The organism is Desulfospira joergensenii DSM 10085 (assembly GCF_000420085.1).
Classification (GTDB): Bacteria; Desulfobacterota; Desulfobacteria; order Desulfobacterales; family Desulfobacteraceae; genus Desulfospira; species Desulfospira joergensenii.
The window spans coordinates 2,076,101-2,100,623 of sequence record NZ_ATUG01000002.1; the positions used below are offsets into that span (position 1 = coordinate 2,076,101).

General features: G+C 51.8%; 25 protein-coding genes. 22 read left to right on the forward strand and 3 right to left on the reverse strand.

What is annotated here, in order from left to right:
* Window positions 1-20: 20 nt before the first annotated feature.
* From F608_RS0122415 to F608_RS0122425, 3 genes are all read left to right on the forward strand, one after another.
* Window positions 21-1,289, forward strand: a complete 1,269-nt coding sequence (locus F608_RS0122415) for an alginate export family protein (RefSeq protein WP_027363025.1) — start codon at window positions 21-23, stop codon at window positions 1,287-1,289.
* Window positions 1,290-1,737: 448 nt separating this feature from the next.
* Complete coding sequence (locus F608_RS0122420) at window positions 1,738-3,261, forward strand: FG-GAP repeat domain-containing protein (protein ID WP_208599546.1); 1,524 nt, start codon at window positions 1,738-1,740, stop codon at window positions 3,259-3,261.
* Window positions 3,262-3,556: 295 nt separating this feature from the next.
* On the forward strand, window positions 3,557-4,831 hold the full coding sequence (locus F608_RS0122425) for an OmpP1/FadL family transporter (protein ID WP_022667950.1): 1,275 nt from the start codon (window positions 3,557-3,559) through the stop codon (window positions 4,829-4,831).
* A gap of 512 nt (window positions 4,832-5,343) precedes the next feature.
* On the opposite strand, the gene F608_RS33035 is transcribed toward F608_RS0122425, so the two are convergent.
* A complete protein-coding gene (locus F608_RS33035; RefSeq protein WP_022667951.1) occupies window positions 5,344-5,997 on the reverse strand; it encodes a hypothetical protein in 654 nt (217 codons plus the stop codon).
* Between the two features lie 12 nt (window positions 5,998-6,009).
* On the reverse strand, window positions 6,010-7,437 hold the full coding sequence (gene gatB / locus F608_RS0122435) for an Asp-tRNA(Asn)/Glu-tRNA(Gln) amidotransferase subunit GatB (RefSeq protein WP_022667952.1): 1,428 nt from the start codon (window positions 7,435-7,437) through the stop codon (window positions 6,010-6,012).
* A 158-nt stretch (window positions 7,438-7,595) separates the two neighbouring features.
* On the opposite strand from gatB, the gene F608_RS0122440 reads away from it, so the two are divergent.
* The 6 genes from F608_RS0122440 (at window position 7,596) to amrB (ending at window position 12,418) form a co-directional block, all read left to right on the forward strand.
* Window positions 7,596-7,787, forward strand: coding sequence for a DUF2065 domain-containing protein (locus F608_RS0122440; protein ID WP_022667953.1), 192 nt, complete (start codon window positions 7,596-7,598; stop codon window positions 7,785-7,787).
* Window positions 7,787-8,863: a tRNA preQ1(34) S-adenosylmethionine ribosyltransferase-isomerase QueA gene (gene queA / locus F608_RS0122445; RefSeq protein ID WP_022667954.1), complete on the forward strand. Its 1,077-nt coding sequence runs from the start codon at window positions 7,787-7,789 to the stop codon at window positions 8,861-8,863. The genes F608_RS0122440 and queA overlap by 1 nt, the downstream gene beginning before the upstream one ends.
* A gap of 170 nt (window positions 8,864-9,033) precedes the next feature.
* Complete coding sequence (gene tgt, locus F608_RS0122450) at window positions 9,034-10,155, forward strand: tRNA guanosine(34) transglycosylase Tgt (protein WP_022667955.1); 1,122 nt, start codon at window positions 9,034-9,036, stop codon at window positions 10,153-10,155.
* Between the two features lie 24 nt (window positions 10,156-10,179).
* Window positions 10,180-10,527 carry a hydrogenase maturation nickel metallochaperone HypA gene (gene hypA, locus F608_RS0122455; RefSeq protein WP_022667956.1) on the forward strand — a complete coding sequence of 116 codons (348 nt, stop codon included), beginning with the start codon at window positions 10,180-10,182 and terminating at the stop codon, window positions 10,525-10,527.
* Window positions 10,528-10,696: 169 nt separating this feature from the next.
* Entirely contained in the window at window positions 10,697-11,362 is a 666-nt protein-coding gene (gene hypB, locus F608_RS0122460) for a hydrogenase nickel incorporation protein HypB (RefSeq protein ID WP_022667957.1), read from the forward strand.
* 189 nt (window positions 11,363-11,551) lie between these two features.
* Window positions 11,552-12,418 (forward strand): AmmeMemoRadiSam system protein B, encoded by an 867-nt coding sequence (gene amrB / locus F608_RS0122470; RefSeq protein ID WP_022667959.1) that lies wholly within the window; start codon window positions 11,552-11,554, stop codon window positions 12,416-12,418.
* Here amrB and gltX read toward each other — a convergent pair.
* Complete coding sequence (gene gltX / locus F608_RS0122475; RefSeq protein WP_022667960.1) at window positions 12,397-13,800, reverse strand: glutamate--tRNA ligase; 1,404 nt, start codon at window positions 13,798-13,800, stop codon at window positions 12,397-12,399. The genes amrB and gltX overlap by 22 nt on opposite strands.
* A gap of 219 nt (window positions 13,801-14,019) precedes the next feature.
* On the opposite strand from gltX, the gene rpmF reads away from it, so the two are divergent.
* The 13 genes from rpmF (at window position 14,020) to pabB (ending at window position 24,317) form a co-directional block, all read left to right on the forward strand.
* Entirely contained in the window at window positions 14,020-14,205 is a 186-nt protein-coding gene (rpmF, locus tag F608_RS0122480) for a 50S ribosomal protein L32 (RefSeq protein ID WP_022667962.1), read from the forward strand.
* A gap of 23 nt (window positions 14,206-14,228) precedes the next feature.
* Window positions 14,229-14,462 carry an acyl carrier protein gene (acpP, locus tag F608_RS0122485; protein ID WP_022667963.1) on the forward strand — a complete coding sequence of 78 codons (234 nt, stop codon included), beginning with the start codon at window positions 14,229-14,231 and terminating at the stop codon, window positions 14,460-14,462.
* Between the two features lie 25 nt (window positions 14,463-14,487).
* Window positions 14,488-14,931, forward strand: coding sequence for a ribose 5-phosphate isomerase B (gene rpiB, locus F608_RS0122490; RefSeq protein WP_022667964.1), 444 nt, complete (start codon window positions 14,488-14,490; stop codon window positions 14,929-14,931).
* A gap of 138 nt (window positions 14,932-15,069) precedes the next feature.
* Window positions 15,070-16,347 (forward strand): serine hydroxymethyltransferase, encoded by a 1,278-nt coding sequence (locus tag F608_RS0122495; RefSeq protein WP_022667965.1) that lies wholly within the window; start codon window positions 15,070-15,072, stop codon window positions 16,345-16,347.
* Window positions 16,344-16,808 (forward strand): deoxycytidylate deaminase, encoded by a 465-nt coding sequence (locus F608_RS0122500; protein WP_022667966.1) that lies wholly within the window; start codon window positions 16,344-16,346, stop codon window positions 16,806-16,808. Before F608_RS0122495 ends, F608_RS0122500 begins: the two co-directional genes overlap by 4 nt.
* A gap of 9 nt (window positions 16,809-16,817) precedes the next feature.
* Window positions 16,818-17,324 (forward strand): transcriptional regulator NrdR, encoded by a 507-nt coding sequence (gene nrdR / locus F608_RS0122505; protein WP_022667967.1) that lies wholly within the window; start codon window positions 16,818-16,820, stop codon window positions 17,322-17,324.
* Window positions 17,311-18,411, forward strand: coding sequence for a bifunctional diaminohydroxyphosphoribosylaminopyrimidine deaminase/5-amino-6-(5-phosphoribosylamino)uracil reductase RibD (gene ribD, locus F608_RS0122510; RefSeq protein WP_022667968.1), 1,101 nt, complete (start codon window positions 17,311-17,313; stop codon window positions 18,409-18,411). The genes nrdR and ribD overlap by 14 nt, the downstream gene beginning before the upstream one ends.
* Before the next feature lie 11 nt (window positions 18,412-18,422).
* A complete protein-coding gene (locus F608_RS0122515) occupies window positions 18,423-19,085 on the forward strand; it encodes a riboflavin synthase (protein WP_022667969.1) in 663 nt (220 codons plus the stop codon).
* Window positions 19,086-19,147: 62 nt separating this feature from the next.
* A complete protein-coding gene (locus tag F608_RS0122520) occupies window positions 19,148-20,353 on the forward strand; it encodes a bifunctional 3,4-dihydroxy-2-butanone-4-phosphate synthase/GTP cyclohydrolase II (protein ID WP_022667970.1) in 1,206 nt (401 codons plus the stop codon).
* A 154-nt stretch (window positions 20,354-20,507) separates the two neighbouring features.
* The gene (gene ribH / locus F608_RS0122525; protein WP_022667971.1) at window positions 20,508-20,984 is read left to right on the forward strand and encodes a 6,7-dimethyl-8-ribityllumazine synthase; all 477 of its coding nucleotides are present in this window, start codon (window positions 20,508-20,510) and stop codon (window positions 20,982-20,984) included.
* Between the two features lie 4 nt (window positions 20,985-20,988).
* Entirely contained in the window at window positions 20,989-21,393 is a 405-nt protein-coding gene (gene nusB / locus F608_RS0122530; RefSeq protein WP_022667972.1) for a transcription antitermination factor NusB, read from the forward strand.
* Window positions 21,394-21,411: 18 nt separating this feature from the next.
* Complete coding sequence (locus F608_RS0122535; RefSeq protein ID WP_022667973.1) at window positions 21,412-22,032, forward strand: MBL fold metallo-hydrolase; 621 nt, start codon at window positions 21,412-21,414, stop codon at window positions 22,030-22,032.
* On the forward strand, window positions 22,029-24,317 hold the full coding sequence (gene pabB, locus F608_RS0122540; RefSeq protein ID WP_022667974.1) for an aminodeoxychorismate synthase component I: 2,289 nt from the start codon (window positions 22,029-22,031) through the stop codon (window positions 24,315-24,317). The genes F608_RS0122535 and pabB overlap by 4 nt, the downstream gene beginning before the upstream one ends.
* Window positions 24,318-24,523 lie beyond the last annotated feature (206 nt).

The following is a 24,523-nucleotide window of genomic DNA, read 5'->3' on the forward strand; positions in this document are numbered from 1 at the left end:
AAAAAGAAAAGGAGAAAAAGATGAAAAAATTAGCTGTTGCGATTTTCGTGGCCCTTCTGGGCCTCGCATTCACCGCACCCGCCTTTGCACTGGAAAACCAGTTCGGCGGTTACTGGCGTGTGAGAATGTTCAACCAGACCGATTTTGACGGTCGGGACAATCAGGATGGTATCTCTACTGCAGCCACTACCGGTCATATCGAAACGGATAGTACTGACCCCGCCTATGGAACTATGGTTCTGGATGACCCAACTGTTACAAACGCAGATGCCCAGAAAGTAGACACCAGAACCCGTCTGTATTACACAGCTGTTATCAATGACAACCTCAAGTTCGTCAACAAGTTTGAAATGGACGCTGTCTGGGGTGATTCCACTACTTACGGTGATATCGGTGCAGATGCCGTGTCAGTTGAAGTGAAAAATTCCTACGTTGATTTCAACTATGCCGGTGCCAACTTCAAAATTGGTACCCAGGGCGGAACCCTGCATCGTGGATTCCTTTTTGCCGATGACTTCTCCGGTATCACAGCTTCCATGAACGGTTTTACCTTTGTCTATGCCAAGGTTATCGAAACTGGTGACGGTCCGGGTGAAGAAACCCAGATGTATTCCGGTATCTATGGTTTTGATCTTGACGGTGTTAAAATTGCTCCTGCCTTCACCTATGTAGATGAAGCCAATGGTGACGAAGCCTGGTACCTGGGTGTCGACGTTGATGCCATGCTGGGTGGCGCATCTGTCTGGGGTACTTTGATCTACAACGGCGGTGAAAGAGGAACTGCTGATATTGAAGCTTGGCTGACCGCAGCCGGTTTCTCCATGTCCATGAACGACATGGTCGGTATCCATGGTCAGGCTTTCTATGCAACTGGCGAAGATGCTGATACCGATATTAACGGTTTTCAGGATGCTACCACTGGTGCTTCCTACTACTGGGCTGAGATCATGGGTTACGGTGAGTTTGATACCCAGGTATCCGCTGGTATCCCTGTTGACGGTGATATCATTTCCGGTATTTATGCCATCAACTTTGGTATGACCTATGCTGCCAGTGACAAACTGAAATTCACCGGTGACCTCTGGTATGCTGCTCTGACTGAAGACGATGCCAACGGCCAGGACGATCTGGGCGTTGAAGTTGACCTGGTTGCCGACTATGCGCTTGTTGAAGGCATGAACGTTAAATTGATTGCCGCTTATCTGTTTGCCGGCGATGCTACCACTGGTGGCGGATCCAACGACGAAAATCCGATGGAAATCGGTACTATGTTCAGCATCAGCTTCTAAGTCTGACTTAGAGTTTATCTGACTGAATAGTCTTTATGAACCGGGTGTATGAGTTGTTTCATGCACCCGGTTTTTATTTTTAAGCTGTCGACTATCGGCAAAAAACGGCCTGGAACTGCCAAAGGCTGCCTTTATTTTATGCAGATAAGAAGTTGATCCTGAATTTTATTGACAAACAACTGCCGATCCCTGGAAACATTTTAATCGATCCATATCCTTTTTCTTAAGACCTTCCTTGGAAACGCTCCCCTTGTCAGAGGTTCCGTATTTTGTAATCTTTTGCCACTTTTTAATCTTCAGATTGGGGAATCCTGAAAAAGCTGTCTATAGCAGATTCTGTTTATTATATTCCTGAATTGCCAGTGGAAAAACAGCTTGTGAGGCATGAGAAGATGTGGTAGGGTAGCAGGCTGTAATTATTTGATAAACTATAAAATATAGGTGTTTCATGAAGGCGACTTGGTTGCGGTTTAATGTTTTGATCCTGGCTGTTTTATTCAGCTTTCTCCTGTCAGCATCTGCCTGGGCAGAAGTAAAAAAGTTCATGGTAACTCCCATCAGAATTACTTCCCAGGAAGATCTTGGTTTTCTTGAAAAAGGCATCCTCAGGATGCTGGAGGCAAGGCTGAACATCCCTGACCATGCTTCTGTAGTGAAATCTTCCGAGCCAGCCGATTATATTGTAGAAGGGTCAGTTCTGATTTTCGGAGATCAGGTCAATACGGAAATCAAACTGATCAATGCCGCTTCAAAGGAACTCGAGATCGGTTTCAACGAGGTGGGCACCCAAAAAGGAGATGTGCTCAAGCATATTGATCTGTTTACGGAAAACGTCAGGACTCAGGTTCTGGGAATCGCTCCTGCTTCCGGTCTGAAATCCCCCGTGCAGCAGGGTGGATACCAGCAGGTATACCAGGGACCCCGGAATCCTGAAATGTGGCGGGGGCCGGCTCTGAAAAAGGAAATCCAGAGCATCGCTGTGGTCGACATTGATGATGACAAAGAAAATGAAACCCTGATCCTTTCTGACAATGAGCTGGAGATTTATAGGAGGACCCGGGAGGGATTTGCGCCTTTGTGGCAGGGCAGCCTGGATAATTTAGATGTAAAGCATCTTTTTGTGGATGTCATGGATCTGGATAACGACGGGCAGAAAGAGATATTCATCACCGGGGTCCATGAAAAAAATCTGATTCCGGCTTCCTTTATCTATCATTATGATGCCTCCGGATTGACAAAAATCGCCGGCTATCTGAAGTATTTCCTGCGGGTGGTGGATACCAAAGACGGTCCCGTGCTTCTGGGACAGAAGACCCAGGGTAAAGACGAAAGAATGCTGAATACAACAGTTTACCGGATGATCATGGATCAGACCGGTTCAGGCCTTATGACTTCGGATATCTCCTATCCCTTTGCCGAGAATGTTTTTGGAATGGCATTTGGTGATTTTATGAACACGGGGGAAGAGAGTACGGCTGTCCTTGGTCGCGATGGAGTGATTTCAATTTATTCTTCCGAAGGCGCACAAGTCTACAGGGGAAGCGAGGAATACGGGGGAACCCGGGCGGCCATTGATTACAAGGGGATACGCTATACCAAGGACGACGGTATGGTCATGGACAAGCTGTATCTTCAGCAGAGGATCTTTGCCGCAGATCTTTACCAGGAGGGGAAGACCAGTATTGTGGTCGTCAAGAATGTGGACGAGGCAATGGGGCTGCTTGACCGGACCCGGGTTTATCGGAAAGGACATATCGAGTCTCTCCAGTGGAACGAAATCGGCCTGATCAGTCAGGGCCGGACCCAGACCATATCCGGATATATCAGCGATTATACCATTGCTGACATGGACAATGACGGCAAAAAAGAGATCGTCTTTTCCGTGGTGGATCCCACCAAACTCCTGGAGGACAAGAGAAGCCGGATTCTGAGCCAGAGCTTTATCGTGAAAGGCGTCAAGCAGACGTTTTAATGGCACAAAACAACCATAGTGAAGGTTTTGGAGAATCTATAGTCAAAAGCTTTTTAAACTAGGAAAACATCTCTAAAACCCTGTTATGCTTGAAATAAAAAACCTGCCTTTTAGGCGGGTTTTTTATTGAACTGACAAAAAACATTGTTTAGTCAATAAAACGCTTGACATGGGCTCGAACCCAAGATAAACACCTAAGGTAGACAGGCTTCCACAGCCTTGTTTTGCTTGCGGATACGGTCGTTTAAAAGGAGCGGCCACAATATAACAGCAGGTTTTCAAAAGGGAGGAAGAGATGAGGAAAAACATCGTTCAAATCTTGGCACTGGCACTGATTTTAGGGTTTTTACCCCAATTGGCCCTGGCAGGGGGGGTGGATAACAAGCAGAACTGGTCTGCGGCTTATGCTTCAGGCCCCAGCCGGAACGCCGCCATTGACGGGGCCGATATTGCCGCTTACAACCCGGCCGGTATTGTTCACCTTCCGGACGGCCTGACCTGCGAAATTGATGCCCAGTTTATCAACATCAACTATGACCATACCATCGACGGGACCGATTACAGTGTGGACGGCTGGCCCATTGTTCCTTCCCTTTTTACCATCTATAAAAAGGACAAATGGGGATTTTACTTCACTTTCAACGTCCCTGGCGGCGGAGGAGAAGTCGAGTATGAGCAGGGAAACATTATTACTCAGAAAATAGCCAATCAATTTGGGGGGGCTGCTGCGTTTACCAATCAATATGCTTATGTTGAAAGTATTGATTACGGCCTAACAACCGGCTTCTCCTACGCCTTTACCGATAAATTTTCATTTTCTGCCGGTTTAAGAAGGGTGAATACAGAAAAGGATGTCGACCTTCACGGAACCACTGTTGTTCCCGCTCTGATTGCAGCGAACGGCGGCTCTTCTCAGGTTGTCGGCAAGTATGAGCAGGAAGCTGAAGGATATGGTGGAGTTTTTGGGTTGAATTATAAATTTAACAATACCATTAATTTTGGCTTGAGATATGAAACCAAGGTTAGTTTGGATTGGGATACAACAATCCCGGGCGACACATCACCGCTTGGTACAACCCTTTTGACTGCAAATAACAGAGAAGATGGCAAAAGTTATGCCAGGGATCTTCCTGCAGTACTTGGTCTGGGTATGGAATGGAAGGCAACCGATAAGCTGACGGTCAAACCTTCTATTACCTATTATTTTGAAGAATCTGCCGACTGGGGGGATCAGAACAACAAAATCGGGCACGATTCATATGATTTGGCTTTGAGTTTGGCCTACCAGATCAATGAAACATGGTCGGTATCCTGCGGCTATATGTACACCTCCAACGGAATGGATCCCAATGAATACGGCATCATCGAGCAGATGAGCCCGCCGCTGGATTGCAATACCTTTGCCGTTGGCGGAAAATACCGGTACAATGAGAGACTGGCCTTTACCTTTGGCGCCATGGGCAGCTTCTATGAATCCGAAACCGCCAGGGCTGCTGGCACAGCCCCTGAAACCGAATACAGCAAAACCAATTACACCACTGCCGTGTCTGTGGAGTACAGATTTTTCTAAACTGAAAACCTTCAGTTGAAGCGATTAAAGGCAGGTCCGAAAGGGCCTGCCTTTTTTCGTCTGGAGCGGAAAGCCTAAAGTCAAAAGCCGGGGGAAAAGGGAAGGCGGATGGTAACTTTCGAAAGTCTGTATCCTGTTTTATAGCTGTTCTCAAAATAACATTTCGATTCATGCCGGCAGGAGCAAAGATATTGCGCTCATTCTCGAAAATCATCCATAATTTTCTCCGAGGGGGGATCCCTTCTCCAGCGGCTTCCTGCCAGCCGAAGGAATCCAACCCGCCAAAACCTCTGCTCCTCCCAGAGTCTGAGCTCAGTCCAAATGTAAGATAAAAATAAAGGAACATCCTTTTGAGAACCGCTATAAAACCCCTTTATCAACACGATATGTGGTGTAAAAGCTTTGTAGGGATTATAATCATAGTCTATAGGCTTCGATCGATTTTCAAAGGCAATAAAAAAGCACCTGCCGCTGCAGGTGCTTTTTTATCTTTTTACTGAGTTGCCTGTGGATCAGAACAGATACTTCCAGATCTTCCACCCGTAGGATTCTTTGGTTTCCTGCCAGTTTGGATTCTGCATCATGTATTCGGGGTTTTTCCTTTTCATTTTTTCAATATTGGCCTGGCGCTCCTGTTCGATCTTGTCCCAGGTCAGGGTGTCCCGCTGAAAGACTTTTTGATTAATTGTGGCGGCGATCCGGTCTACCTTGTCGATAAGGTTATCGCTTTTTTCAGAGTGCTGGGAAAAGGCCATGAATCTTTTGTTGGCAATATCAAAGATCTTGGTATCAATGCTGAAGGCATTATCGAACTGGGTGATGCTCCCGGTAAGAATAAAATCACTCTGCAGGGTTTGGGCAATTTCTGCGATCTGTTTGTCATCCATTTCAATGCCGGATGAATACCCAAATGCCGCCAGTTTTTTGTCAATTTTGTGCTGGGGCAGGACCATGACATTATCCCGCCATGAGAGCCTTGAATAGAGCATGTGAAGGATGCCCTTGCGGACCGGGGCCATGTCCTGTGCGGCATTGATCTCAAAGGGAACAATGGCGACGGTTTTTAATCCGTCTTTGGCGGCAAAAAGGTTCTGGCCGCCAAAAAGGACCATTGAAAAAAGGATAACAGCCGGGATAACCGGATAAAGGTGGTATTTGGTTTTCAAAATAATCTCCGTTTAAAGTTTTGATTTCAACAGGGGAGCGACCACTTTCGGGTCAGCCTTGCCCCGGGATTTTTTCATGATCTGTCCCATGAAAAAGCTGAACAATTTGGTCTTTCCCTGTCTGTAGGATTCTGCTTCGTCCGGGTTTTCGCTGATGACCTGGGAAACCATGGCTTCCAGTTCCGTCTGGTCGGAGACCTGTTCCAGGCCCTTTTCACGGACAATTTCCATTGGATCTCTGCCGGATTCGGCCATCTCTTCAAAGACCTCTTTGGCGGCCCGGGCATTGATGGTCCCTTTTTCCAGCAGTTTGAGCAGTCCGGCAAAGGCCGGTGCGGAAACCGGGGAAAGGGAAATGTCGATTCCCCTGGAGTTGAGCAGCCCCAGCAGGGTGGTCATGGTCCAGTTGGCTGCCTGCTTGATGTCTTTGAGATCTGAAATAGTCTCCTCAAAAAAATCGGCAAGATCAATGCTTGCCGTGAGTACGCCGGCATCATATTCGGAAAGTCCGTACTGGTCTGTGAACCGTGATTTTTTCTCGTCCGGCAGTTCAGGCATGGCGTCTGAAACCGATTGGATCCACTCTTTATCCACGATGAGCGGGACCAGGTCGGGATCGGGAAAATACCTGTAGTCGTGGGCCTCTTCCTTGCCCCTCATGGAAAAGGTCTTGTTTTTGGAAGGATCCCAGAGCCGGGTTTCCTGGATCACGGTCCCTCCATCGTCCAGAACGTATGACTGGCGCTGGATTTCGTAAAGAATGGCCTTTTCGACATTTTTAAAGGAGTTCAGGTTCTTGAGTTCGGTCCGGATGCCGAATTCTTCCTGTCCAGCGGGACGCAGGGAGATATTGGCGTCGCACCTAAAACTTCCCTGTTCCATGTTTCCGTCGCAGACATCAATATATCTTAGGATGGCATGGAGTTTTCTCAGGTAAGCCCCGGCCTCTTCAGCGCTCCGGATATCCGGCTCACTTACGATTTCGATGAGGGGGACCCCGGTGCGGTTGAGATCCACCATACTCCGGGCCCGGACCGGGTCATGGATCAGCTTGCCGGCATCCTCTTCCATGTGAATCCGGGTAATGCCGATCCGCACGGGACCCCGGCTTTCGGTTTCAATGTCCAGGCGGCCGTGTTCGGCAATGGGGGCTGCATACTGGGAGATCTGGTATCCCTTGGGCAGATCCGGGTAAAAGTAATTTTTTCTATCAAACCGGCTTTCCCGGGCAATGGTGCAGTTGGTGGCAAGGGCCGCCTTGATGGCAAAGGTAACGGCCTGTTTGTTCAGAACGGGCAGGACTCCGGGCATGCCCGTACAGACCGGGCAGGTATTTGCATTTGGGGATCGGCCGAATTCGGTGGAGCAGGAGCAGAAGATCTTGGTCCTGGTTTTCAGCTGGGCGTGGACTTCAAGACCGATAACAGGTTCATACGCCATAAATATCTATTTTCCTATGCTTTTTTTAATTCTTTGTTGCGTAAACATTCTTTATACCGGCAGGCTGTGGATTTGGCAATATTTTTTGCAAGTCTTTTTAATTTTGTTCATCCTGTGCTATATTTGCGAGCCTAAAACTTTTTGAGGATACTCTATTCATGAAATTTTTTCTTTGCGTCCTGGGCATGGTCATGATCGTGGAGGGCCTGCCGTACTTTGCCTTTCCCAACCGGATGAAGGAGATGGTCCAGGTGATCCTGAGTCTTGATGAACAAAGGCTCAGGCGCTTCGGCTTCTTTCTCATGCTGGCAGGGCTTGGCGTGGTCTACCTTGCCATGGGGGCTGTCTGATGTATCTTCTGTCCGACTATGATTATGATCTGCCCGAGGAGAGGATCGCCCAGGTTCCCTGTGAGAATCGAAGCCGGTCACGGCTCATGCATCTGCGCCGTTCGGATCATGGGATCTCCCACTCCCGGTTTGAGGATCTGGCCGGTCTGCTGAAGCCCGGGGACCTCCTGGTGGTCAACAATACCCGGGTGGTTCCGGCAAGGCTGTTCGGAAAAAAAGAGACCGGGGGAAAGGTAGAGGTCTTTGTTCTGGATTATGCCCGGGGCATGGAACGCCTGGAGCAGACCGGTTTTTTCCAATGCGACTGCCTGGTCCGGGCATCCAAGAGTCCTAGGGCCGGGGCAGTACTGGAGTTGGGATCCGAAGAAGGATATGGAATGCAGGCCCGTGTGGAGCAGGTCAAAGGCAATCTGTTCGAGATCCGGTTCCTGGGCGGCAGGGACTTTCCTGAATTTTTAAAGTCTACGGGACAAATTCCCCTGCCTCCCTATATTAAAAGGGATGGATCTTCCAAGGAGCATGGAAACGATGGGGAAACCTATCAGACCGTCTATGCCCGGACCGAAGGGGCCGTAGCCGCCCCCACGGCCGGGCTCCACTTTACCGATGAACTGATCCAGACCCTTGGCGCAAAAGGTATTGAACTGGCATCCCTTACCCTCCATGTGGGATACGGAACCTTTGTGCCGGTAAGGTGCAAGGATATCCGGGAGCATGAAATCCATTCGGAGCTGTTTTCCCTGTCCCCTGAAACGGCGGACAAGATCAACCGGGCCAAAGAGGAGGGAAGAAGGGTGATTGCCGTGGGCACCACATCGGTCCGGACCCTGGAGTTTGCTGCCGATGAAAAAGGATTTGTCCAACCCGGTTCCGGGAGCTGTGATCTCTATATCTATCCGGGATTTCGGTTCAAGTGTGTGGACGCAATCATCACCAATTTCCATCTGCCAAGGTCCACCCTGCTCATGCTGGTATCGGCATTTTATGACCGGGAGAGGATGATCCGGGCTTATGAAACCGCAGTTGAGGAGAAGTATCGGTTTTTCAGTTATGGGGATGCCATGCTCATCGAATGATGGGTATTTGGATGAAATCTCACCCATTTGCGGCGTTGCCGCAGGACTTTAAGATCCTCACGTACAGCACAGTACGCTCCGGTCTTAAAGTCCCTTGCGCCTTGCATATGGGCAAGCCTTTATCCAAATACAATTGCAAGATTTATAAAAATGATCAATTTAAGGAAAGTATGCTGGAGTTTAAATTATTACAGCCGGAACAGGAAGAGGGGAACGGCCGGGCCAGGCTCGGGAGAATAAAGACGGTCCGCGGGATCATTGAGACCCCCATTTTCATGCCCGTGGGTACGGTGGGGTCTGTAAAGGGCATATCCAAAGAAGACCTGGATCACTGCGGGGCCCAGATCATCCTGGGCAATACCTACCATCTTTATCTTCGGCCGGGGTGTGAGGTCATTGAGCACATGGGCGGCCTCCATGAGTTCACCCGGTGGCAGCGCCCCATGCTCACCGATTCCGGGGGGTTCCAGTTTTTTTCCCTGGCCAAGCTGGCCAAATTCACGGACGAGGGAGTGGCTTTTCAGTCCCACATTGACGGGTCCCGCCATTTTTTCTCCCCGGAAAAGGCCGTGGAGATCCAGATGATCCTGGGATCGGATATCATGATGTCCCTGGACTGGTGCATGGGATATCCGGCCACTGAAAAAGAGGCCAGGGAAGCCCTGGAAAAAACGACCCGCTGGGCCGAGCGGGGATATGATTCCTGGCAGGCCAGGGGAGGGGGGAATAACCTTTTCGGCATTGTCCAGGGCGGGATGTTCAAGTATTTGAGATCCCTGTCTGCCGAGCAGATCACAGGCATTGATTTTCCCGGATTTGCCATCGGCGGCCTGAGCGTGGGGGAACCCACCGAGATCATGTACGAGATGGCAGACCATACCCTTCCTTTGCTCCCCGGGGATAAACCCCGATATATCATGGGGGTGGGAACCCCGGAAAACCTGGTGGAACTGGTGGGACTGGGATGCGACATGTTCGACTGTGTCATGCCCTCCAGAAACGCCCGGAACGGACAGCTGTTCACATCCCGGGGAACCATTAATATCCCCAATGCCAGATACCGCATGGACAAGGCCCCCCTGGATGAGGAATGTAAATGCTATACCTGCCGTAACTACTCCAGGGCATATCTCAGGCATCTATACAAATCCCGGGAGCTTCTGTCCTATCGCCTGAACACCATTCATAATCTCTATTATTATCTTGACCTCATGGAAAAAATGCGCCATGCAATAGGGGAGGGGCGGTTTCTGGAATTTAAAAAGGAATTCTACGCCAAAAGAGAGATATAAGAATTTAAGATCGGAGAAGAGGATATGCATGAAATGGGCATCGCCCAGCAATTGGTCCAGATCGCATTGGATGCCATCCCGGATGATATTGAAGATCCCAGGATCGAGGCCCTGAATCTGAGAATCGGAAAACTGGCCTCGGTGGTGGAGCACAGTCTGACCTTCTGCTTTGAAATCATTACCAAGGATACCCCCCTGGAAAATGCCCGGCTGGTAATTGAGGCGGTTCCGGTGAGAATCAAATGCAAAACCTGCGATCACCAATGGGAGGCAGATACTCCCATGTTCCGATGCCCCAAGTGCGAGGACGGGGAGATTGAGATGATTTCGGGAAGGGAGATTGATATTACATCCATGGAACTGGCGGATTAATCGGTGTTTGAACGAAACCTCACCCATCTGCGGCGTTGCTTCAGAATTTTAAGATCCTCATGTACACCAGTACACTCCGGTCTTAAAATCCTTTGCGCATTGCATATGGGCAAGTTTTCGTCCAAACACTGGGGATTGATCAAATAATACTTTTAAGGGGTAAAAATATATGGAAATCAAGATTCAAAAACGGGTATTGGAAAAGAATGAGACCGAGGCGGACAAAAACCGGGCTTATTTCAAGGAAAACAATGTCTTTGTCCTGAACATGATGTCCTCGCCGGGCTCTGGGAAAACAGAGACTTTGTGCAAGTCCCTGGGCCGCCTGATGCCGGGGATCCGTACCGGGGTGATTGTGGGAGATATCTGTACGGCCAATGATGCGGACCGGCTCAAGGTTACCGGAGCCAAGGTGATCCAGATCAATACGGATCAGTTCGGGGGGGACTGCCATCTGGCAGCCCATATGATTGACACATCTGCCAGGGAACTGGGGTGTGAAGACCTGGATCTGCTCATCGTCGAGAACATCGGAAACCTGGTCTGTCCGGCAGAATTCGACATCGGCGAGGATGCCCGGGCCGTGGTGCTCAGCGTCACCGAGGGAGAGGACAAACCCCTGAAATATCCCCTGATGTTCCAGGTGGCCGATATTGCCATTCTCAACAAGGTGGACCTTCTGCCCTATCTTGATTTTGATGCCCCCCTGGCTGTGGAGAATATGAAAAAGGTCCATCCGGGCATGCCCGTTTTTGAAATATCCGCAAAAACCGAGCAGGGGCTTGACCCCTGGCTGGAGTGGCTCAAGTCCAAAGTCAAAGAAAAAATTGGATAGCGGAAACGTCCACTTTTGTCCGATTTCGGCGTTGGATAAAAATTTTAATCCCTCCGGTTAAAATTTTTATCCGCCTTGAACTCGAACAAAATTAAACCTTTTCCTGAAAGGCATGAACGATCGGGAAAAAGGAATGTATTCCGCTTTTGCCTTTCGGCTTTGGGCTTTTGACTGAAAAAAGGAGGCATCATGGAAACAAAAAAAATGGCCTTTTCAGGCTCATGGTATCCGTCGTCGGCAAGCGAATGCGAAACCTCCATTGAAAAGTTCTTAACTGAAGGCGAGGGGCCCCTGCAGGGGGAATTCCTGGCCGGGATCGTCCCCCATGCCGGCTGGTTTTATTCGGGCTCCATTGCCTGCCGGGTCATTGCCAGCCTTCAGCCCCGGGACGGGGAAGAAGTGGATACCATTGTCCTTTTCGGAGCCCATATGCACGAACAGTCCGAGCCCTTTGTCATGGCTCAAGGGCTCATTGAAACCCCCCTGGGCCGGATTGAAGTGGACGAGGAACTGGCAGGGAGTCTGGCGGCCGGTGCCGGCATCCAACCCCTGACCCCGGGCCGGTTTCCCGATGAAAACACCCTGGAGCTTCAATACCCTTTTATCAAACATTTTTTTCCCCGGGCCCGGATCCTGGTCTGCGGGGTGGCCCCTTCTTTTCTGGCTTCTGTTATCGGCAGAACTTCGGTGGAAGAGGCCCAAAACCTGAACCGGTCCATCCGGGTGATCGGATCCACGGACATGAGTCATTACGGGCCTGATTTCGGATTCACCCCGGCCGGAATTGGTCAGAAGGCCGTGGACTGGGTGACGCAAGAAAACGATGCCGGGGCAGTCAAGGCCATGAAGACCATGGACGAAGATAAGATCATCTCCCAGGGGCTGGCCCGCAAGAATATGTGCTGCCCCGGAGCTGCGGCGGCCGCGGCCGCAGCCGCAAAAAAAATGGGCGCAGTCAAGGCGGTTGAACTTGACTACGCCACGAGTTTTGAAAAATCCAGGTCAGATTCTTTTGTGGGATATGCAGGGGTGGTTTATTCCAGGCCCTTGATATAGTCCATTGCCTGGTGGATGCGGTCCACGGTCTTCTCCCGGCCCAGGGCCAGGAGCATCTCAAATATCCCGGGACTCACCGTGGTGCCGGTGACGGCCACCCTCAGGGGCTGGGCAATCTTGCCGAATTTCAGGTCAAGATCTTCCATGATTTTCTTGAATACATTTTCCAGGTTCTCCTGGGTATAGGCATCCAGGGCCTGGATGGCAAGGGCAGCGGCTTCCAGCATTCCCTTGATTTCAGGGGTAAGGAATTTTTTGGCCGCCTTTTCATCCAGCTCAACCTTGTCCAGATAATAGAATCCGGCCCCCTGGGCCATTTCCTTCAGGGTCTTGCTCCGGGGCTGCAGGGTTTCAATGATTCCGTGGGTGAATTCATCGTCCCCGGCGTCAATGCCCAGCTCCTTGAGGTGGGGGATGAGATGGGGGGCCAGTTCCCGGGGGCTCTGGGCCTGGATGTGCTTGGCATTCAGGGCGTTCAGCTTGTCCATGTCAAACATGGATGCGGACCGTCCCAGGTGTTCCAGGTCGAATTTTTCGATCAGGTCCTCCCGGGTGAAGAACTCCTGGTCTCCGTGGGACCAGCTCAGGCGGACCAGGTAGTTGATCACGGCATCGGGCAGATATCCCATGTTTTTGTACTCTCCCACGGACATGGCGCCGTGGCGTTTGCTCAGGCGGGACTTGTCCGCTCCCAGAACCATGGGGACATGGCCAAAGACCGGAAGGGCGGCGCCCAGGGCCTGGTAAATCAGGATCTGTTTGGGGGTGTTGATGAGATGATCATCTCCCCGGATAATGGTGTTGATTCCCATGGTCAGGTCGTCGACCACCACGGCCAGGTTGTACATGGGAGAGCCGTCGCTTCTCTGGATGATGAAATCATCGATTTCCGCATTCTGAAAGGCCGTGCTTCCCTTGACAATGTCCTCCACAACGGTTACGCCCGAGTCTGGTGTGCAAAGGCGGACCACGCTGTTTTCCCCTTTGGAAATTCCTCTTTCCCGGCATCGGCCGTTGTACATGGGTTTTTTCCCCTGGGCCTTTGCCTGCTCCCTCATTTCATCCACCTCTTCCGGGGTGCAGGTGCAGTAATAGGCATGGCCCGAGGCCACCAGTTTCTCAATATACTCTTTGTAGATCTCGTAGCGCCGGGTCTGGAAATAGGGACCTTCATCCCAGTCAATGCCCAGCCATTCCAGGGATTCAAGGATGGCGGCCGTGGATTCATCCGTTGACCTGGCCTGGTCTGTATCTTCTATCCTGAGGACGAATTTCCCTTTGGTCTTTCTGGCAAAAAGCCAGTTGAACAGAGCGGTCCTTGCCCCGCCGATGTGAAGAAAGCCCGTGGGCGACGGGGGAAACCGGGTGATGATCGTATCCATATGTTCTTCCTCTTAAATTGTCAGTTCGGTAAAAAAATAGAAGCCCTAGGTATCATAAAAAGGGGAAATGGGCAATCAATTCCAAAACCAATTCCTGAAAAAATCTTGACTATTTCAATGGATTGGGGTAAATAGATTTGTTTTGTCGGATTTGAATGTGTGTAAGAATCTGAAATAAAATTAGTGGAATAGAGAACATATTAAATTGAGGAGAGAACCATGGCAGTACCCAAACAGAAAAGCTCCAAGGCAAGGGGCAGGAAAAGAAGAACCCATTACAAAACCAGCGCGCCCACAATCACCCTGTGTCCGGAATGCCAGGAGCCCAAGCTTCCCCATGTGGCCTGCCCCGAGTGCGGGATGTACAAGGGCAGAGACGTCACTGCCTCGAGTGAAGACGAATAAAAATAGAAGATAGGAGCCTTAGCATGACAATCGAGACCAAAGTGCAGAAGGTGATTGCCGAGAAGATTCCTGATATTGATATAGATGATGTGGTTCCCGAAGCCTCCCTGATTGAAGATCTTGGTGCAGACTCTTTGACCATTGTGGAACTTGTCATGTCAATGGAGGAAGTTTTTGAAATTGAAATTGATGATGATGATGCCGAAGGCCTGGTGACTGTCCAGGATGCCATCGATTTCATCAAAAAAAAATCTTAATAGAATATAAGGGGATCGGTCAGACATGAGCCGGGAAAACGCCATCATCATCGGAAGTGATCACGCGGCCCTGGAGTTGAAGGAAAAAATCAAAAAATTTCTTTTAGACAAGGGGGTTTCCGTGGAAGACGCCGGTACCCACAGTCCGGCATCGGTCAACTATGCGGATTACGCCAAGAAGGTGGCAGGGGCCGTGTCCCGGGGCGAGTTTCCCAGGGGGATTCTGCTCTGCGGAACCGGTCTGGGCATGTCCATGGCAGCCAACCGGTTTAGCAATGTAAGGGCTGCCCTTTGCTCCGATGTTTTCAGTGTAAAGATGAGCCGGCTCCACAACGATGCCAATATCCTTGTTCTGGGGGGGCGTATCCTGGGGGATATTCTGGCCTTTGAACTGGTTCAGACCTGGCTGGATACCGAATTTGAAGGGGGCAGGCACCTGGACCGGATTGAGTCCCTCGACCGGAATTAGGCCGGAAATAGGACCGGATACAGGCGTTGAAACGAGCCGGGCCGGCCCGTGAGACAAATACGAAAGATTGATCCGGGAAGAAGAATCCAGGCCTGAATACAAACAATTCAAATCCTGCCGGATGGAAGAGTGAGACAAATGGGAAACCAAGACATTTTGGGAAAACCCGGAAAGAACTCTGAACTTTCCGGAATTGATCCGGAAATTTCACGAATTATTGAAAACGAGGCCGTCCGCCAGGAACTGGGCCTGAACCTGATTGCGTCGGAAAATACGGTGAGCCGGGCTGTTATGCAAGCCCAGGGATCGGTCCTGACCAATAAATATGCCGAAGGCTATCCCAGCAAAAGATACTACGGCGGCTGTGAGTTTGTAGACCAGGCCGAGGAGCTTGCCATATCCCGGGTCAAGGAATTATTCCGGGTGGAATATGCCAATGTCCAGCCCCATTCCGGTTCCCAGGCCAATATGGCGGCCTATTTCGCTCTTTTGAATCCCGGCGACCGGATTCTGGCCATGGATCTTTCCCACGGCGGCCACCTTACCCACGGAGCCGAGGTCAGCTTCTCCGGCAGATTGTACGATTTCTGCCATTACGGGCTTTCACCGGATACGGGGACCATTGATCTGAACCAGGTGGAGGACCTTGCCAAAAAACATAAGCCCAGGCTCATCGTGGCCGGGGCCAGTGCCTATCCCCGGATCATAGACTTCAAGGGATTTTCCCAGATTGCAGCGGCCACAGGCGCTCTGTTCATGGTGGACATGGCCCATATCGCGGGTCTTGTGGCCGGCGGGGTTCATCCGTCTCCCGTGGGTCTGGCCGACGTGATCACCTCCACCACCCACAAGACCTTACGGGGACCCAGGGGCGGGCTGATCCTCTCCTCGGAAAAACTGGCAAAGAAAATCGGTTCCCAGATCTTTCCGGGCATCCAGGGAGGTCCTCTCATGCATGTCATCGCGGCCAAGGCCGTGGCCTTTAAAGAGGCCCTGGCACCCGGATTTGCCCAATATCAGGCCCAGGTCGTCAAAAATGCATCCATCCTGGCCCGGGTTTTAATGGACCGGGGATACAAGCTGGTCACCAATGGTACCGACAATCACATGGTATTGGTTGATTTCAGCCAAAAAGAGATTACGGGAAAAGAGGCCGAAGAGCGGCTGGGCCGGGCCAATATCACGGTGAATAAGAACACGGTCCCCAATGAACGCCGGGGACCTTTTGTGACTTCCGGGATAAGGATCGGGGTTCCCCTGGTGACCTCCAGGGGGATGAAAGAGGAGGCCGTTAAAAAGATCGCCCAATATATCTGCGATATCCTGGATGGTGAAGCCGATGTTGAAAAAGTCAAAGTCAAGGTCAAGGATCTCTGTCTTCAGTACCCCCTCTACCCGGAGAAAAATCAGGTATGAAAAATGACAAACGGCCGTCCTGGCATGAGTACTTCATGGGGATTACAGACCTTGTGGCCGGCCGGGCCACATGCACCCGCCGCAAAGTCGGGGCCATACTGGTCAAGGAAAAAAGGATATTGTGTTCAGGGTACAACGGCGCCCCTGCCAAAGTCCCCCACTGCAGGGAGACCGGGTGCCTCAGAGAGAAACTCAATGTCCCGTCCGGAGAAAAACATGAACTTTGCCGGGGGGTTCACGCCGAACAGAATGCCATTATCCAGGCGGCCTTTCACGGGATTCCCCTCCAGGGTTCCGTGCTTTACTGCACCAACCAGCCCTGTTCCATCTGCGCCAAGATGATCATCAACGCCGGTATAAAAAAGGTATACTTCAAGGACGGCTACGACGACACCCTGACCCTGGAGATGTTTGACCAGGCCGGGGTGGAGATGATCCGCCTGGAAGAGCCGGAAGGGTAGGAGACTGCCATGAAATGCCCCTATTGCGGAAATATGAATACCCGGGTGATCGATTCCCGTCCGGGCAAGATCGAGTTTGAGGTCCGCCGCCGGAGGGAGTGCCAGGAGTGTTTCCAGCGGTTTACCACCTACGAGCGCATCGAACAGACCCCGGTCATGATCATCAAAAAGGACAACCGCAGGGAAGAGTACGACCGGGAAAAGGTCCTCAAGGGCATTAAAAAGGCCTGTGAAAAAAGGGCCATCTCCATTGATCTCATGGAAGATGTGGTGGATGCCATTGAAAAGGAGCTAAGGGACGGCAGCGAACGGGAGGTGGCCTCCTCGGTTGTGGGAGAAAAGATTATCCAGGCCTTGAAAGAGGTGGATGACGTTGCCTATGTGAGGTTTGCCTCTGTCTACCGGGAGTTCAAGGATGTGGCGGATTTTATCCAGGAGCTCAAAGGCCTGATTCCCAAGGAGTGCCAGCCCATCGAATTTGACCAGATGTCGGGAAAGGCCGATGACGGATCATGATTACATGCGCAAGGCCCTGGCCCTTGCCTTAAAGGGAAAGGGCTTTACCTCTCCCAATCCCTGTGTGGGCGCTGTGGTGGTCAGGGACGACCAGGTGGTGGGTCAGGGATGGCACCATGGAGCCGGCATGGACCACGCAGAAGTCGAAGCCATTGAGGATGCCCGGGGAAAAACCCGAAACGCCACCATCTACGTTACCCTGGAACCCTGCAACCATTTCGGAAAAACTCCCCCCTGTACCCGCAAGATCGTTGAAAGCGGGATCTGCCGGGTGGTGGTCGGGTGCAAAGATCCCAATCCCTTTGTGAGCGGCGGCGGAATCCAATACTTAAAAGAGCAGGGAATCGAGGTGAAATCCCAAGTCCTGGAGGACCAGGCCCAGACCCTGATCGAAGACTTTATCTGGTATACCCGGAATGACAAACTGCCCTTTGTGATCCTGAAGAGCGCCGCCACCCTGGACGGACGCATTGCCACCTCCACGGGAGATTCAAAGTGGATCACCAACGAGGCGTCAAGGGCCCATGTCCACCGTCTCCGTCACGAAGTGGACGGGATTCTCATCGGCTCCGGTACCCTCCATGCCGACGATCCTTCCCTCACTGCCCGGATTCCGGGGCAGAAGACCAAAGATCCCCTCCGGGTGATTCTGGATACCCGGCTGAATATCCATGAAAACGCCAGGGTCATTACCCAGGAATCCGAGGCCAGAACCATAATTGTCTCCGGCCCCAATCCGCCAAGAGAGAAAAAAAAGCGCCTGGAGCAAAAGGGAGTTCAGGTCTTGGAAGTCGGTCTGAAACAGGGCAGGCTTGATTTAAATGAACTCATGATTAGGTTAGGAAAGATGTCTGTCATGAGCCTTTTGATCGAAGGCGGAGGGCAGGTGGCATCATCGGCATTGAAACAGGGCATCGTCAACAAGGTCTGTTATTTCATGGCTCCGAAGTTTTTAGGGGGAAGTGACGGAATCCCCGTGTTCGGCGGCAAAGGCCCTGAGAAGATCAGCCAGGCCTTTTCATTGAAAAGGGTCCGGGTGGACCGGTTTGATGAGGATATTCTGGTCCAGGGATATATAAAAGGATAGGAACCATAAGATTGTTTACCGGCATCATCGAAAGCTTCGGCACCATTAAACGGGTTGAGTCGGCAGGGGAAGGAAAGATCCTGCAGATCGCCACGGATCTTGAACTGTCCGATACCCGGATCGGGGATTCCATTGCCGTGAACGGGGCCTGTCTTACGGCGGTCCGGCTGGGAAAGAACGATTTTTCAGTGGACGTGGCACCGGAAACCATTTCACGGACGACCCTGAAAACGGCCAGTGCCGGTACCCGGGTCAATATCGAGCGGGCCATGAGGCTGTCCGCCCGGATAGACGGCCACCTGGTATCCGGCCATATTGACGGAACCGGAATTGTTAAATCCCTTACCTCCAGGAGCAATGCCCTGATCCTTGAGGTGAGTGTGGACCCGGATCTGGCCCGGGACATGATCGAAAAGGGCTCCGTGGCTCTGGAGGGCATCAGCCTGACCCTCAACCGGTGCTGGGATACAGGGTTTGAAGTCAGCATCATTCCCCATACCGCCTCGGTGACCACCATCGGACTGAAAAGAATCGGGGACAGGGTCAATATTGAGACGGATATGCTGGGCAAGTACGTCCGGAAAATTTTGACGGGAAACGTCTTAAAAAACCGGATGGGAAAGCCGGACCAGGGAATTTCTATGGAAACTCTGGCCAAAAACGGATTTTTATAGATCAAACTTGAACAGACAGAATAGAACGGGAAGCATCAATTTTTATTTAAGGATTATATACAATGCCGCATTTGACAATCGACCAGGCAATTCAAGATATTAAAAACGGAAAAATGGTCATTCTTGTGGATGACGAAGACCGTGAAAACGAAGGGGACCTGACCATGGCTGCCGAGGCCGTGACCCCAGAGGCCATTAACTTCATGGCCAAATACGGGAGGGGCCTGATCTGCCTTTCCCTGGATTCAAATATCGCAGACCGGCTCGACCTGCCCATGATGGTGGATCAGAACACCTCCCAGTTCCAGACCGGGTTTACGGTTTCCATTGAAGCAAAAAAGGGGGTGACCACCGGGATATCAGCGTCTGACCGTGCCACCACCATTCTCACGGCCGTGGCCGATGACACCACCCCGGCGGACATTGCCCGGCCCGGCCATATTTTTCCTTTGCGGGCCAGGGACGGCGGGGTCATGGTCCGGGTGGGACAGACCGAGGGGTCCGTGGACCTGGCCAGACTGGCCGGGATGAAACCGGCGGGGGTCATCTGTGAGATCATGGATGATGACGGCACCATGGCAAGGATGCCTTCCCTGGAAAAATTTGCCAAGGAGCACGGCATCGGCATCTGTACCGTGGCCGACCTGGTGAATTACCGCCTGAAAACCGAAAGCTTTGTGAAACGGGCCGCCGAGACGGTCATTCCCACCCGCATCGGAGGGGAGTTCAAGATCATCGCCTATGAAAACGATCTGGACAGCCTGACCCATATCGCCCTGGTCAAGGGGGAGATTGATTCGGAAAAGCCGGTTCTGGTCCGTGTCCATTCCGAGTGTATGACCGGGGATATCTTTTCATCCCTGCGCTGCGACTGCCAGGAACAGCTCTACCGGGCCATGTCCATGATTCAGGATGAAGGTGCCGGTGTGATCCTCTATCTCCGCCAGGAAGGCAGAGGAATCGGACTGGTCAACAAACTCAAGGCCTACGAATACCAGCGTCAGGGCATGGATACCGTTGAGGCCAACGAGGTGCTGGGATTTAAGGCAGATATGAGGGATTACGGGGTCGGGGCCCAGATGCTGGTGGATCTGGGGGTAAAGAAAATCAGGCTTTTGACCAACAATCCCAAGAAAATGGTCGGCCTTGACGGATACGGGCTCTCTCTTATCGAGCAGGTGGCCATTGAGGTGGAACCCAATCCCCACAACCAGGGATATTTGAAATGCAAGCAGGCCAAGATGGGGCATCTGCTCCATATGAAATAGTATTTGAACAAAAGCTCACCCATCTGCGGCGTTGCCGCAGAATTTTAAGATCCTCACGTACTCCAGTACGCTCCGGTCTTAAAATTCTTTGCGCCTTGCATATGGGCAAGCTTTCGTCCAAATACGGTGACCAACAATAGATAAAGGAAGAAAAATGCCTCAGATTATAGAAGCCGGGCTCCAGGCCCAGGGAAAGAAATTCGGAATCATTGTTTCCCGGTTCAATGATTTTATCACTTCCAAACTGGTGGAAGGGGCCGTGGATGCCCTGATTCGAAGCGGGGCCGATGACAAGGATATCGACCTGATCAAGGTGCCGGGCGCCTTTGAGATCCCCCTGGCCGCCCAGAAGCTGGCCGGCCTGAAACGCTACGACGCGGTCATATGCCTCGGGGCAGTGATCCGGGGGGCCACCACCCATTATGATTATGTCTGTGCAGAGGTATCCAAGGGTATTGCCGCCGTCAGTCTCGAGGCCGGCATCCCGGTGATGTTCGGTATTCTGACCACGGAGACCATTGAACAGGCCATTGAAAGATCCGGCACCAAAGCCGGAAACAAGGGCTTTGAAGTGGCCCTGGGGGCAATTGAAATGGCAAATCTCAACGCTGCTCTGAACGGAGTGGAATAGGATTATGGGTGACCGCAGGCAGTCAAGGGAACTGGCCCTCCAGGCCCTGTTTTTCCTGGACATCAATAAGGCGGACCAGGGACTTGAAGCCTTTTGTGATGAAAGGACAGAGGAACTGACCGACAATGTAAAACCCTTTTTCATGGACCTGGTCCAGGGCGTGACCAAGGGCATGGATGAGATTGACGACCTGCTGAACAGATATTCCAAAAACTGGAAATTATCCAGGATGCCGGTGGTGGACAGGAATATCATGCGGATCGCCGCATTTGAAATTTTGAAAAGGCCGGACATCCCCCCCAGTGTTTCCATCAATGAGGCCGTTGAAATCGGAAAGAAATACGGCACCCGGGATTCCGGACCCTTTATCAACGGAATTCTGGACAGGATCAGGCTGGAATTCGAATAAATTGAGCAGGAGGCTGTTTTGATTATAAAGAAACTTGAAGTCGGACCGATTATGGCGAATTGCTATATTCTGGGATGTGAAGAGACCAATGAAGCGGTTGTGATCGACCCGGGGGACGAGGCTGACAAGATCCTCATGGAACTGGCCAAATCTGAGCTCAAGGTAAAATATCTGATCAACACCCACGGTCATTTTGACCATGTGGGGGCCAATAAGCGGATGAAAGAAGCGACCAATGCAGTTCTGGCCATCCATCCCGGGGATGAGCCCATGCTCGGGGAGTTGTCCCGTTCAGCATCCATGTTCGGACTGGCAGCGGAAAATTCCCCTCCGCCGGATCTGCTGCTCAACCACGGGGATGAGGTCTCCTTTGGAAAGATCACCCTTCGGGTCATCCACACACCGGGCCACTCCAGGGGAGGGATCTGTCTCTATACCCAAGGCCATCTTTTCGCCGGTGACACCCTGTTTGCCGGCTCCATTGGCCGGACTGATCTTCCGGGCGGAGATTACGATACCCTGATCTCCAACATCAAGGAAAAACTCCTGGATCTTCCAGAGGATACAGTGGTCTATACCGGACATGGCCCGGAAACCAGCATCGGCAATGAAAAGCGAATGAACCCCTTTATCCGATGAACGGGTTTGTCAGGAGCCTGCCGCGCATCACCCGGGTGTGGCAGGAAGAGATCCGGTTTGAACTGCCCTTTGAAAAAATCGGGGCCTGCTTTGCCCATGATCCCGGAACCCTGGTCCTGCTCTCCGGTTCCGACCTGGATTCATCCCAGACCCATATCATGGGAATGGATCCCTGGCTTGAACTGAGGGGCAGGGGAGAAGAGTTTTTCCTTTCCACAGGGGGGAAATCCCACAGGATTGAAGGGGATATCTTTTCCTTTCTCAAGGAACTGACCTCTCATTTCAGGCTTCCCGAAAAATTCGGTTCCTTTCAGGACCTTCCCCTTTGCGCCGGCCTCATGGGATATTTTGCCTATGATTTAAAGGACCGGATCGAGGACCTTCCCAGAACCTGCCGGGACACCCATCTCCCGGATATCTGCCTCTACGCCCCTTCCCTGATCCTGGTCCAGGATCGGTCTTCGGAGCGGATTGTTTTGTCTGTGCCCGTACCTGAAGATGTGGATTTTGATTCATATAGAGACAGGATCCGGTCCCGGTTTTTTCAAAGGATCTCAGGGTTCTCCCCCCAGGGGGAAGAAACGCCGTTTTTTGTGGACGGACGGGGGTTCAGGTCCAGTTTTACCAAACCCGAATATATTCGGGCTGTAAAAAAAATCATCCAATACCTCCGGGAGGGGGATATATACCAGGCCAACCTGTCCCAGAGGTTTGAGACCCGGTTTTCCGGGGACGCCTATGCTCTTTTCCTTCAGTTGTTCAAAAAAAACCCGGCCCCTTTTTTTTCCTTTGTCCATGCCCGGGACCATAAGATCATATCCACCTCACCGGAGCGGTTTGTCCGGGTAAAGGGGAAAAAAGTGGAGACCCGGCCCATCAAGGGGACCATTGCAAGGGGAAAGACCCCCCAGGAAGACGAGGAAAAGGGCAGGGCGCTTGCCTCCAGCATCAAGGACGATGCAGAACTGACCATGATCGTGGATCTCATGCGCAACGACCTTTCCCGGGTCACCCGGCACGATACCGTGGTCGTGACCGAGCATAAACGGCTGGAACCCTACGACAATGTCTTTCATCTGGTCTCTGTGGTCACCGGCGAACTGGAACCGGACAAAACCTGTGTGGACCTGCTCAAGGCGGTTTTCCCGGGCGGCTCCATCACCGGGTGCCCCAAGATCCGCTCCATGGAGATCATCGATGAACTGGAATCGGTGAAACGCCATGTCTATACCGGATCCATCGGGTATCTCAGTTTCCATGATACCATGGATCTTTCCATTGCCATCCGCACGGCCACGGTAAAGGATCAGAGCCTCTACTTCAGTGTGGGCGGAGGCATTGTCTATGATTCTGACCCGGAAAAAGAGTTCCAGGAAACCCTGGACAAGGGAAAAACCCTGTTGGACATCCTGGCCCGGGCCTCCCAGGACAGGGAATTCTTCAGCCCCAGGGCCTGGGTGGCCGGAAAACTGGTGGACCAGGACCGGGCAATGATTCCGGCACAGGATCCCGGGTTTCAATACGGGGCCGGGCTTTTTGAAACCGTCCGGGTGGAAAAGGGAGATCCGCTTTTTCTGGAAGAACACATCAAGCGTATGGAGCAAAGCTGGAGATTTTTGTTCCACTCTTCTCCTCCGGATATTACCTGGCCCCGGGTGGTGGATCTTCTGATCCGGGAAAACTGCCTGGAAACCTCAACCGCGGCGGTTAAGCTGATGATCAGCCTGGCCGATGGGGGGCGGACCGGTGAAAACCAGGCGGTCCCGGCGGCCTTTGCCCGGCCCTATGCTCCACGGCCCGTCCTGCTGGAAAAACAGGGCCTGGACCTGGTTACCTTTCCCCATCCCCGGCAGACCCCCCTGGCCGGCCATAAGACCCTGAACTACCTCTTTTATGAACAGGCAAGGATTCATGCCCTGGAAAAGGGAGGGGATGAGGCCCTGATCCTCAATCCGGATCTTACCGTATCCGAGACCAATACCTGCAATATCCTGATCCGGGACGGAAGAACTCTTATCCTGCCTCTCTCCGTCCATGTGCTTCCCGGCATCACCCAGAAGGTGGTGGCGGACAGGCTGGAAACCCTGGGGGTTGAACTTGTTTCACGGCCGGTTCCTGCCAAGGATTTTTCCTCATATTCCGATATCCTCCTGACCAATTCCCTGGTGGGGGCTGTGAGGGTTCTCCATGTGGACGGACGCGAAATTCGTCACGACCCGGATTTCTGTGAACAGATCAACGGGATCCTGGAAAAAGCCCGTGGAAATCGGAATGGACAGGGGTGATCCTCTGCTGATTCTTCATGGGGGCCGGGTCAGAGGAGAACGGGGATAAGAGGGAAGAAGAGATTACCGAAATATAATGTTTTTCTAGGGTTTGGAATGGCTTTTTCCGGCAGATCAGGGTTGAATTTCGGGCAAATTCCATATACTCTGTCATAAAATTTTCCGGAAAATTGAGAATCCCTGAAAATTTGAGGAGAATGACGATC